The sequence below is a fragment of the Escherichia sp. MOD1-EC7003 genome (assembly GCF_002965065.1).
Lineage (GTDB): Bacteria > Pseudomonadota > Gammaproteobacteria > Enterobacterales > Enterobacteriaceae > Escherichia.
The window spans coordinates 1-10,500 of the sequence record NZ_PTRE01000070.1; the positions used below are offsets into that span (position 1 = coordinate 1).

A 10,500-nucleotide genomic window follows, 5' to 3' on the forward strand; every position below is an offset into this window, starting at 1 on the left:
GCCCTGGAAAGTTGATCTGAGCTCTCAGTAAATATCAATACGGTTCTGACGAGCCGCTTACGCAGAAGCAAAAGCAAACGCTTGTAAGTTGCCCGTTCCAACATATCGCATCGGCACATCACAAAAAGCAAAACGTTGCATCAATATTCAAGATCTTGCGGAATACATAGACAAAAGGCGAGAAGAAGGACGTATCGAGTGGGAACAGGTCAGAACAGTCAAACAGAAGGACAAAGAACATCACTAAAGAAAAAACCCGCCTGAAGGCGGGTTTTCAAAAAGCACCAGCTATGATCATGCTGCTTTGCGACGACGAAGCTTACCCTGCTGCTCTTTACCAGAGACAGTAGCGTGAGTGAACGCATTAGGAGCAGCCTTCATCAGAACTTCAACAGCAGCACCCATACCTGCGAATGCTTTCATTGTGTCGAACTTAACCTGTGGCTTGGTTGCTTTTTGATCTTTCATAGAAAACTCCCGAGACAGTAAAGGCGTCTCTAACCCTTTCTTTAAAGCTAGCTTGTTTCGCTAACTTATGCCAATCGATCATGTCGATTGGTGACATCGTTTCTTAGTAGTTTAAGCACAAAACGACTGCCATAGATGTACCTTTAAGGTAATCTGGACGGGTATCCTACAATTTGTAGACCCTTCTCGTCTATACCTACTGAGCAAATTTAAGAAAGATATCCTGCAGCTCATCAATGACTGCCGACATCACATAACCGCACTGTTCCATGCGGAAACCAAAAGACTCGTAATACTGCACCAGTTCTGGTACTGGCTCTACAATGTGGACAACTTTACATTCAACAGCTTTACAAAATATAAAAGCACTCATAAGAGTGAGTAAAACCATGCGCCCTTTCAATGGGTGAGATTCATCTTCTCTAGAAAACCTTTCGATCATATGGATACGAAAGATGTTTTCTTCAACCCCATAAACACAAATTGCTGCTCCTGATGGTATTCCCTGAACCCGACCTTGCTGAACAAGTTTTATGCAGAACTCATACTTTTCTCTGGAGTTGCCATAGGTACTTAACGCATAGTCCCATTCAAGCTCACCATAGCCACCACACAGAATCTTGTAATCATCATCACTGAGCGGACCAACAGCAAGAGGTAAGCCGACATGATCAATAATCAACTGGATATTGTTACGTACTGATTGACCTATCTCGTCCAGGGTAAGCATCATGGCCTCTCAAGCGGAACACTAAAAGTCGCATTATATCTCATTCTTAAGCCGCGTATGGATTACACCTTGAAATGAAAACGCCGGGTTCCCAATAGGCTCCCACAAAGTATATAACTATTTGTTTTTCAAAAACGGTACATCCTATCGAGCATAGGAGCAATGGAGAAACGGTATGCGGGATAAACGGTTTGTGATTCTGCTGACATGGCGTTTTTTTAAGCACCTGGTGAATTAGGGGCGCTACTATAGCATAACGAATATGCGATCGGGCAATGCGACAGTAATGACGCCCTGTTCTCAGCGTTTAAGTGAGAACTATGATAAAGTAAGGACATTCTTAACCCCCACTTTGAGGTGCCCGATGGAAAAGACCACAACGCAGGAGTTATTAGCGCAGGCTGAAAAACTCTGTGCGCAGCGTAATGTGCGCCTGACCCCGCAGCGCCTGGAAGTGTTGCGCCTGATGAGTCTGCAGGATGGCGCTATCAGCGCTTATGATCTGCTTGATTTGCTGCGCGAAGCTGAACCGCAAGCCAAGCCGCCAACGGTTTATCGCGCGCTGGATTTTCTACTTGAGCAAGGTTTTGTGCATAAGGTGGAATCCACCAACAGTTATGTACTCTGTCATCTGTTCGACCAGCCCACGCATACGTCAGCTATGTTTATTTGCGATCGCTGCGGCGCGGTGAAAGAAGAGTGTGCTGAAGGCGTGGAAGATATTATGCATACGCTGGCGGCCAAAATGGGGTTTGCCTTGCGGCATAATGTGATTGAAGCACATGGGCTCTGTGCGGCATGTGTGGAAGTGGAAGCGTGTCGTCATCCTGAACAGTGCCAGCATGATCACTCTGTACAGGTGAAAAAGAAACCACGTTAAGAGGGCGTACATCCTTGTACACGTCGGGCAGGAGGGATTAATTACCAGCGGTAATCATTGCGTTTTTCCCAACTATCAACCTCTTTTTCTGCCTGATCTTTCTGGTAACCGTAGCGTTCCTGGATTTTACCCACTAACTGATCACGTTTACCTTCAATGACCGTCATATCATCATCGGTCAGTTTGCCCCATTGCTCTTTCACTTTACCTTTAAACTGTTTCCAGTTACCGCCGGCTTCATCTTTATTCATAATCAAGACCTCATCGTTAGGTTGTGAATGAGAGTACGTTCACTTTTCTTCTGAACGTGAGATTAAGTGTAGTCAGCTATTTGGCTTAGGATTATTTATTCAGAATTTTTAACCGTCACGTTGCGGAAAACCAGGTGCCATTGTGCCAATGACGCCGCCAGATAGCCGCCAGAGAAAGCCCGCGCAGCGCCAGAAAGACAGTTAATGCCAGCCACAAACCATGATTACCCAGCCACGGCAGCGTCAGTAACGTCAGCGCAAAACCAGCGGCGGCCACCGCCATACTGTTACGCATTTCGGCAGCGCGCGTTGCACCTATAAACATGCCGTCCAGCAGATAACACCAGACACCGACCAACGGCAAAATCACCTGCCAGATAAGATAGCGGTCGGCCAGCTGCTGAATCAGGGTTAACGACGTCAGCAACGCAATGATGTGTTCCCCTGACAGCAAATAAACCACCGAAAACAGCAGAGCTACAATCCCCGACTGGCGGCACGCTGCCCGCCAGACATCCAGTAACTGGCTCCCGTCGCGCGCACCGTACGCCTGACCGGAATGTGCTTCAACCGCGTAGGCAAAACCATCCAGCGCATAGGCGGTAAAGGTGAGTAGCGTCATCAGAACCGCGTTTACAGCGATAATATCACTCCCCAGTCGTGCGCCAAGTACGGTGATCGCACCAAAACAGAGTTGCAACAGCAGCGAGCGCAGCATGATGTCACGGTTAAGCGCCAGCAAGCGGCGGAAATTACCTCGCCAGGCTGTTTTCAGCATTTCGCCGGAGATGCCGCGTAGTTTGAGAATTTTACGCACCATTAGCAGACCAATCAGCAATGTTGCATATTCTGCACTAACCGTCGCCAGCGCCGCGCCCTGCACGTTCATATGCAGCCCCATCACCAGCCAGACATCCAGCACAATGTTGAGGATGTTGCCGACCACTAACAAAATTACTGGCGCACGGGCATATTGCACGCCGAGTAACCAACCAAGTAATACCAGATTCGCCAGCGACGCCGGTGCACTTAACCAGCGGATTTCAAGAAAGCGCCGCGCCTGTTCCAGTACGGCCTCGCTACCGCCAACAATATGCAGCGCCAGATCGATAATCGGCGTACGCAGCAGCGCAATTAACGCCCCAGCCCCCAACGCCAATAGCAACGGTTGCACCAGCGCACGGGCTAATGCCTGGGGATTTTTGGCACCATAAGCCTGCGCAGTAAGCCCGGTGGTGCTCATGCGCAAAAACAGCAACAGCATAAAGAGAAAGCTGGTCGCTGTTGCACCAACCGCCACGCCGCCCAAATAAACCGGACTATCAAGATGACCAATTACCGCCGTATCGACCAGCCCCAACAATGGAACGGTGATATTGGAGAAAATCATGGGTAAGGCGAGATGCCAGAGTGCTTTATCAGATGAAGTGAGGAATGCCATGCAGACAAGCCTGATGAAGAGAGATGAAAAACAAACCGCGACACCAGGCGGCATCGCGGTATCAGAGATCTGTTACAGCCAGTCGCCGTTGCGAATAACCCCAACCGCCAGCCCTTCAATGGTGAAGCTCTGCTGACGAAGGTCAACGACAATCGGTTTAAACTCGCTGTTTTCTGGCAACAATTCGACTTTATTGCCCTGTTTTTTCAGACGCTTAACGGTAACTTCGTCATCAATACGTGCGACAACGACCTGACCGTTACGTACGTCCTGAGTTTTATGCACTGCCAGCAAGTCGCCATCCATAATGCCGATATCTTTCATCGACATCCCACTGACGCGCAACAGGAAATCAGCATTCGGCTTGAACAAGGAAGGATCGACCTGATAATGACCTTCAATATGCTGCTGCGCCAGAAGCGGTTCCCCGGCAGCCACACGACCTACCAGCGGCAGTCCTTCTTCCTCTTCCTGCAACAGACGAATCCCGCGTGATGCGCCGGAAACAATTTCAATAACGCCTTTGCGTGCCAGCGCCTTCAGATGTTCTTCAGCCGCGTTTGGGGAACGGAACCCCAAACGCTGCGCGATTTCCGCACGCGTCGGCGGCATACCTGTCTGGCTGATGTGATCACGGATGAGATCAAACACCTCTTGCTGCCTGGCCGTTAACGCTTTCATTCCGCCCCCTGGGTGTATATACAGTTATGCTGTGAGTATATACAGCAAAAGGCGATTTTGGAACCATAAACTGCACAATAAACCAGAGATTTATCGAATTCTGGAAGAGTTATCCAAAATGCGACCATAACAGGACGCACCAGGTAATCACGGCGACGATGATCGCAATCAGCACCGCAGCAGACCCCATATCTTTTGCACGTCCGGAAAGCTCATGGTATTCAGAACCAATTCGGTCAACCACTGCTTCGATGGCGCTATTGAGAATTTCCACAATCATCACCAACATGACGGAGCTGATAAGCAGCACGCGGGTAATCGCGTCCACATCCAGCCAGCAGGCGATGACCACCGCCAACAATACCGCGACGCCTTCCTGACGGAATGCCGCTTCGTTAATCCATGCTGCGCGTAAACCTTTCCAGGAATAGCCAGCAGCTTTGATAATTCGGGTGAATCCAGTGGTATTATTGGCCATTGAAAGAACCTTTTTACATTATGAACGTCAATATTAGTGTACCGTTAAATCCGATGATTCGGGTTTGCGTAACGCCGCGCGAAACATAAGCGGATACCACAGAATTTCCCATGACTTTCTGCTATCCTTGCCGCGCATTTGCATTATTAACCAGAGGCTTTACATCGTTTATGTCCGGCTGGCCACGAATTTACTACAAATTACTGAATTTACCATTAAGCATCCTGGTAAAAAGCAAGTCTATTCCGGCAGATCCTGCCCCGGAACTGGGACTGGATACCTCTCGTCCAATTATGTACGTTTTACCGTACAACTCGAAAGCAGATTTGCTGACGTTGCGCGCCCAGTGTCTGGCACATGACTTGCCTGACCCCTTAGAGCCGCTGGAAATCGACGGCACACTCCTGCCGCGTTATGTGTTCATTCACGGCGGGCCGCGTGTGTTCACCTATTACGCGCCGAAAGAAGAATCCATTAAACTGTTCCACGACTATCTCGATTTGCACCGTAGTAACCCAAATCTGGATGTGCAGATGGTGCCGGTATCGGTGATGTTTGGCCGTGCACCGGGGCGTGAAAAAGGCGAAGTGAACCCGCCGCTGCGTATGCTTAACGGCGTGCAGAAATTTTTCGCTGTACTGTGGCTCGGTCGCGACAGTTTTGTGCGTTTCTCGCCGTCAGTTTCGCTGCGCCGTATGGCTGATGAGCACGGCACGGATAAAACCATCGCTCAGAAACTGGCGCGCGTGGCACGTATGCACTTTGCCCGTCAACGTCTGGCTGCCGTGGGTCCACGTCTGCCTGCTCGTCAGGATCTGTTTAATAAGCTGCTCGCCTCCCGCGCCATTGCCAAAGCGGTAGAAGATGAAGCGCGCAGCAAAAAAATCTCCCATGAAAAAGCGCAGCAGAACGCCATCGCGCTGATGGAAGAGATTGCGGCGAATTTCTCTTACGAGATGATTCGCCTGACTGACCGCATTCTGGGCTTCACCTGGAACCGACTTTATCAGGGCATCAACGTCCATAACGCCGAGCGCGTTCGCCAGCTGGCCCACGACGGTCATGAGCTGGTGTATGTGCCTTGCCACCGCAGTCACATGGACTACCTGCTGCTTTCTTACGTGCTCTATCACCAGGGGCTGGTGCCGCCGCATATCGCCGCCGGGATCAACCTGAACTTCTGGCCTGCCGGGCCGATTTTCCGTCGCCTGGGGGCGTTCTTTATTCGCCGTACTTTTAAAGGCAATAAACTTTATTCCACCGTATTCCGTGAATATCTCGGCGAACTGTTCAGCCGTGGTTATTCCGTCGAATACTTCGTGGAAGGCGGTCGTTCCCGTACGGGACGTTTGCTGGACCCGAAAACCGGTACGCTGTCGATGACCATTCAGGCGATGCTGCGTGGCGGTACACGTCCGATTACGTTGATTCCGATTTACATCGGATATGAGCACGTCATGGAAGTGGGTACTTACGCCAAAGAACTGCGCGGCGCGACGAAAGAGAAGGAAAGTCTGCCGCAGATGCTCAAGGGTTTAAGCAAGCTGCGGAATCTCGGTCAGGGTTACGTCAACTTCGGTGAACCGATGCCGTTGATGACTTACCTTAACCAGCACGTACCAGACTGGCGTGAATCTATCGACCCCATCGAAGCGGTGCGTCCGGCCTGGTTAACACCGACGGTCAATAACATTGCTGCCGATCTGATGGTACGTATTAACAACGCAGGCGCGGCAAACGCCATGAACCTGTGCTGTACTGCGCTACTGGCATCACGTCAGCGCTCACTCACCCGCGAGCAATTGACCGAGCAACTCAACTGCTACCTGGATCTGATGCGCAACGTGCCTTACTCCACGGACTCTACCGTTCCTTCAGCCAGCGCCAGCGAGCTTATCGACCACGCGTTGCAGATGAGCAAGTTCGAAGTCGAGAAAGACACCATCGGCGATATCATCATCCTGCCGCGCGAACAGGCGGTGCTGATGACCTACTATCGCAACAACATTGCGCATATGTTGGTACTGCCTTCGCTGATGGCGGCAATTGTCACCCAGCATCGCCACATCTCCCGCGACGTATTGATGGAGCACGTCAATGTGCTTTACCCAATGCTGAAAGCGGAGCTGTTCCTGCGCTGGGATCGCGACGAGTTGCCGGGCGTTATTGATGCGCTGGCAAATGAGATGCAACGCCAGGGGCTGATTACCCTGCAAGATGATGAGTTGCATATCAACCCGGCGCACTCTCGCACGCTTCAACTGCTGGCCGCAGGTGCGCGTGAAACACTGCAACGCTACGCCATTACGTTCTGGCTGCTGAGCGGCAACCCGTCGATGAACCGCAGCACGTTGGAGAAAGAGAGCCGCACGCTGGCTCAGCGTCTCTCTGTACTGCATGGCATCAACGCGCCGGAGTTCTTCGACAAGGCGGTGTTCAGTTCTCTGGTGCTGACGCTGCGTGATGAAGGATATATCAGCGATAGCGGCGACGCTGAGCCTGAAGAAACGATGAAGGTCTATCAGTTGCTGGCGGTGTTGATTACGTCTGATGTGCGTTTAACGATTGAGAGTGCGACGCAGGGCGAAGGGTAATCAGTGAGAATTGCCGGATACGGCGCAAACGCCTTATCCGGCCAACCATGCTCTGCAAATTCAATAAATTGCGATGTGTTGTGTCGGCCTGATAAGCGCAGCGCATCAGGCCGCCCAGAAGAAAGCCGGATGATCATCCGGCTTTTTTACATCATCAGAAATGCCAGTAACTCATTGCCAGCCCTAAAAACAGTACCAGACCAACATAGTTATTATTCATAAACGCTTTAAAGCAGGCTTCGCGCTCGCGGTTAGCAATCAGTTTTTGTTGATAAACAAACAGTGCGCCTGCCACCAGAATTGACCCGTAATATCCCCAACCTAAGCCATTTAACTCACCGATAATCACCATCAGCGCCAGTACGCCAATCTGCAAAATACCAATAATCAATTTATCGTATTGGCCGAACAGGATTGCGGTGGATTTAATACCAATCTTCACATCATCATCACGATCAACCATTGCATACTGCGTGTCGTAAGCCACCGCCCATAAAATATTCGCGAGGAACATTAACCAGCAACTCAGCGGCACCGATTCACTCACAGCGGCAAAGGCCATCGGAATCGACCAGCCGAACGCCGCGCCCAGTACCACTTGCGGTAGATGAGTGTAGCGCTTCATAAACGGGTACACCCACGCCAACACCAGCGCGGCAATCGATAACAGAATGGTCATCGTATTCAGCGTCAGCACCAGTAAAAATGAAATCAGTACCAGCACAACAAACAGCACGCGCGCCTCTTTCTCTGTTACCGCGCCGCTGGGAAGCGGTCGGTTGGCGGTGCGCTTAACATGACCGTCAAACTTGCGGTCAGCATAATCATTCACCACGCAACCGGCAGCACGCATCAGCCAGACCCCCGCGACAAACACTGCCAGAATCCAGAGTTGGGGAACGCCCGGTGTCGCCACCCACAGCGCCCATAATGTTGGCCAGAGCAGCAATAACGCGCCAATTGGCTTATCCGTACGCATTAAGCGATGAAACGCCAGCAGCTTATTCTGCGTCAGACTCCACTCCATATTTTTTCCTCTTAGTACAACGGTGACGCCGGTAAAAACAGTTCGGTTAGCAACAGCGGTTTACCGCTTAATCGCAGGCGGGAACGTCGCCCCCACAATCCGGCATCACGACCTATCTCAATAAAGTCCCGGGTTAATGTCGATGATGTGAACAGATAGCGTCCTAACGGCGTTTTACCCAATTTTTGTAACGCCAGTTCTGGGCCACTTAACGTTGACACAGGAACGACAGTACGACCGGCAAGCCACGGTTCACCATCGGCACATAACAAAATTTCACGTAACCAGTAACGAGACTCTTTCGGCAGCAGCGGCAGCTCTTCGGGGATTTCATTCTGCTCGACAAACCCTTCGCGGATCATCGTCACACTCACCGTTTTTCCCTGCTGTTCAAAACGTTTCGTCATGGAATCTTCCAGTAACAGCCAGTCGAGCAGTTGCGGACCCAGGGCAGGTATCTCTGTAAAATAGCGCAGCGCACGCAGTTGCGTTAACGCGGGGTGTGACATGCCGAACTCTCCGTTACATAACGTAAAGGCATTGTATCGCAGAAAAGTGTTTACGGGAGATGTAAAGCAAATTAAGTGATCTAATGCGCAACAAAAACGCAACAATCGCAGGAGAGAGAAAAAAAGGTGCGCCAGGAGACGCACCAGTTGTTGCAAAATCAGCACTGTGGGGCGTAATTACCCCTTGCCTTTTACACTGCTGATAAAGGTGGAACGGGCAGATGTCGACCCCAGGCGTTCAGCTTCATCAAGCAGTTTTAACGCCTTATCAACATCACCTTTCGCGACAGCGTTTTTAATCGCGGTATTAAAATAACTTTCCGTGTCGTTGAGCATCGGTTCACTTTTCTTCACCGGTGCCGGAGCGGGTGCTGCCGTGTTGCCTACCGTAACCGGAGCAGAAGCGGAAGACCCAAATAGAGGCCCCACCAACACGCTGGAGCTGGAGTTCGTTTTCACTTTCAGTTTCAGTAAGCCATCGGTGGTATGACGAGCAACCGGATCGGGAATATCCGGGATCGAGTTACCGACGCCTTTGGCATAGGCTTTTGCCGGGTCGAGCAGTTGAGTTGTCTGCTGGAGATCTTTTTCCGTGGTAAAGACCAGTACATAAAGTTTCTGCTGCCCCAACGCTGGTGTCAGGCGCATAACGCCTTCCAGACGATCTGCGCTCATCACGCCGGGCTCCTGATAGGTGAAATAACTGCTGGGGAAGAAGGCTGATGGGGTCATGCTCTGATCAAGAATCAGCACGTTCGGCGCAAATACGCGAGTTTGTTTGTTCACTTCGCTGGTCAGCGTCAGTGTCAGTTCGCCAATGTTTGCCGGGATGCTGTACGCGGCAACCGGACCGCTGACGCCTGGGACGTTCAGTTGTTGGCCGCCGGTCGCCAGTTGGGTGGTCTGGGTTTTAGATTGATCGACCGGTGTCCAGGTGAGCTGTTGCAGCGCGGCAGATGGAATGGCTGGCGCGTCGCTGGTGTTTTGCGGTACATAGTTAACCTCTGCAAGACTGATTCCAGGCGCGCTTGCCAGCCCCCCTGCAAATAAACAGAGGGCGATGAGACTTTTATTCATTTTCATTGTTTTCACCTCAAAATCTGGAGCTCAGCGGTAGCCAGGCAATAGCGCGCCACCCCCGATAATCAGAGGGGCTTTCGCCCCTTAAAGCTGTTTTTATGCCGGATGCGGCGTAAACGCCTTATCCGGCCTACATTCGACAGCCGTTGTTGGCCTGATAAGACGCAACTGCGTCGCATCAGGCGTTGGGTGCCGGATGCGGCGTAAACGCCTTATCCGGCCTACATTCGACAGCCGTTGCAGGCCTGATAAGACGCAACTGCGTCGCATCAGGCGTTGGGTGCCGGATGCGGCGTAAATGCCTTATCCGGCCTACATTTGACAGCCGTTGTAGGCCTGATAAGACGCAACTGCGTCGCAT

At 51.3% G+C, this 10,500-nt stretch carries 11 protein-coding genes and 1 pseudogene; 3 read left to right on the forward strand and 9 right to left on the reverse strand.

Annotated features, from left to right (window positions below; translation table 11 throughout):
• Positions 1-55 precede the first annotated feature (55 nt).
• Positions 56-247 (forward strand): annotated as a pseudogene (locus A7090_RS13380) (pyocin activator PrtN family protein); the annotation flags it as partial.
• A 47-nt stretch (positions 248-294) separates the two neighbouring features.
• Here A7090_RS13380 and A7090_RS26185 read toward each other — a convergent pair.
• Positions 295-468, reverse strand: coding sequence for a hypothetical protein (locus tag A7090_RS26185; RefSeq protein ID WP_000654815.1), 174 nt, complete (start codon positions 466-468; stop codon positions 295-297).
• 196 nt (positions 469-664) lie between these two features.
• Positions 665-1,198 carry a hypothetical protein gene (locus A7090_RS13385; protein WP_000956557.1) on the reverse strand — a complete coding sequence of 178 codons (534 nt, stop codon included), beginning with the start codon at positions 1,196-1,198 and terminating at the stop codon, positions 665-667.
• Between the two features lie 364 nt (positions 1,199-1,562).
• On the opposite strand from A7090_RS13385, the gene zur reads away from it, so the two are divergent.
• Positions 1,563-2,078 carry a zinc uptake transcriptional repressor Zur gene (gene zur, locus A7090_RS13390; protein WP_105274395.1) on the forward strand — a complete coding sequence of 172 codons (516 nt, stop codon included), beginning with the start codon at positions 1,563-1,565 and terminating at the stop codon, positions 2,076-2,078.
• A 41-nt stretch (positions 2,079-2,119) separates the two neighbouring features.
• On the opposite strand, the gene A7090_RS13395 is transcribed toward zur, so the two are convergent.
• The 4 genes from A7090_RS13395 to dgkA form a co-directional block, all read right to left on the reverse strand.
• Positions 2,120-2,329, reverse strand: a complete 210-nt coding sequence (locus A7090_RS13395; RefSeq protein WP_105274396.1) for a CsbD family protein — start codon at positions 2,327-2,329, stop codon at positions 2,120-2,122.
• A 115-nt stretch (positions 2,330-2,444) separates the two neighbouring features.
• Positions 2,445-3,770 (reverse strand): MATE family efflux transporter DinF, encoded by a 1,326-nt coding sequence (gene dinF, locus A7090_RS13400; RefSeq protein ID WP_123056952.1) that lies wholly within the window; start codon positions 3,768-3,770, stop codon positions 2,445-2,447.
• Positions 3,771-3,842: 72 nt separating this feature from the next.
• Positions 3,843-4,451 carry a transcriptional repressor LexA gene (gene lexA / locus A7090_RS13405; RefSeq protein ID WP_000646078.1) on the reverse strand — a complete coding sequence of 203 codons (609 nt, stop codon included), beginning with the start codon at positions 4,449-4,451 and terminating at the stop codon, positions 3,843-3,845.
• 109 nt (positions 4,452-4,560) lie between these two features.
• Positions 4,561-4,929, reverse strand: a complete 369-nt coding sequence (gene dgkA, locus A7090_RS13410; RefSeq protein ID WP_105274398.1) for a diacylglycerol kinase — start codon at positions 4,927-4,929, stop codon at positions 4,561-4,563.
• Positions 4,930-5,099: 170 nt separating this feature from the next.
• Between dgkA and plsB the strand changes: the two genes are divergently transcribed.
• Entirely contained in the window at positions 5,100-7,523 is a 2,424-nt protein-coding gene (gene plsB / locus A7090_RS13415) for a glycerol-3-phosphate 1-O-acyltransferase PlsB (protein WP_105274399.1), read from the forward strand.
• A 154-nt stretch (positions 7,524-7,677) separates the two neighbouring features.
• Here the strand turns inward: plsB and ubiA are convergent, their stop codons facing one another.
• From ubiA to malM, 3 genes are all read right to left on the reverse strand, one after another.
• Positions 7,678-8,550, reverse strand: a complete 873-nt coding sequence (ubiA, locus tag A7090_RS13420) for a 4-hydroxybenzoate octaprenyltransferase (RefSeq protein WP_105274400.1) — start codon at positions 8,548-8,550, stop codon at positions 7,678-7,680.
• An 11-nt stretch (positions 8,551-8,561) separates the two neighbouring features.
• Positions 8,562-9,059 carry a chorismate lyase gene (gene ubiC, locus A7090_RS13425; RefSeq protein ID WP_105274401.1) on the reverse strand — a complete coding sequence of 166 codons (498 nt, stop codon included), beginning with the start codon at positions 9,057-9,059 and terminating at the stop codon, positions 8,562-8,564.
• Between the two features lie 177 nt (positions 9,060-9,236).
• Positions 9,237-10,142, reverse strand: a complete 906-nt coding sequence (malM, locus tag A7090_RS13430) for a maltose operon protein MalM (RefSeq protein ID WP_105274402.1) — start codon at positions 10,140-10,142, stop codon at positions 9,237-9,239.
• Positions 10,143-10,500 lie beyond the last annotated feature (358 nt).

What these genes read in the sequence shown, in the direction of transcription:
- A7090_RS13395 (WP_105274396.1), bottom strand. Translation starts at nt 2,329, where the DNA reads ATGAATAAAGATGAAGCCGGCGGTAACTGGAAACAGTTTAAAGGTAAA.
- A7090_RS26185 (WP_000654815.1), bottom strand. Translation starts at nt 468, where the DNA reads ATGAAAGATCAAAAAGCAACCAAGCCACAGGTTAAGTTCGACACAATG.
- lexA (WP_000646078.1), bottom strand. Translation starts at nt 4,451, where the DNA reads ATGAAAGCGTTAACGGCCAGGCAGCAAGAGGTGTTTGATCTCATCCGT.
- ubiC (WP_105274401.1), bottom strand. Translation starts at nt 9,059, where the DNA reads ATGTCACACCCCGCGTTAACGCAACTGCGTGCGCTGCGCTATTTTACA.
- A7090_RS13385 (WP_000956557.1), bottom strand. Translation starts at nt 1,198, where the DNA reads ATGCTTACCCTGGACGAGATAGGTCAATCAGTACGTAACAATATCCAG.
- plsB (WP_105274399.1), top strand. Translation starts at nt 5,100, where the DNA reads ATGTCCGGCTGGCCACGAATTTACTACAAATTACTGAATTTACCATTA.
- malM (WP_105274402.1), bottom strand. Translation starts at nt 10,142, where the DNA reads ATGAAAATGAATAAAAGTCTCATCGCCCTCTGTTTATTTGCAGGGGGG.
- dgkA (WP_105274398.1), bottom strand. Translation starts at nt 4,929, where the DNA reads ATGGCCAATAATACCACTGGATTCACCCGAATTATCAAAGCTGCTGGC.
- dinF (WP_123056952.1), bottom strand. Translation starts at nt 3,770, where the DNA reads ATGGCATTCCTCACTTCATCTGATAAAGCACTCTGGCATCTCGCCTTA.
- ubiA (WP_105274400.1), bottom strand. Translation starts at nt 8,550, where the DNA reads ATGGAGTGGAGTCTGACGCAGAATAAGCTGCTGGCGTTTCATCGCTTA.
- zur (WP_105274395.1), top strand. Translation starts at nt 1,563, where the DNA reads ATGGAAAAGACCACAACGCAGGAGTTATTAGCGCAGGCTGAAAAACTC.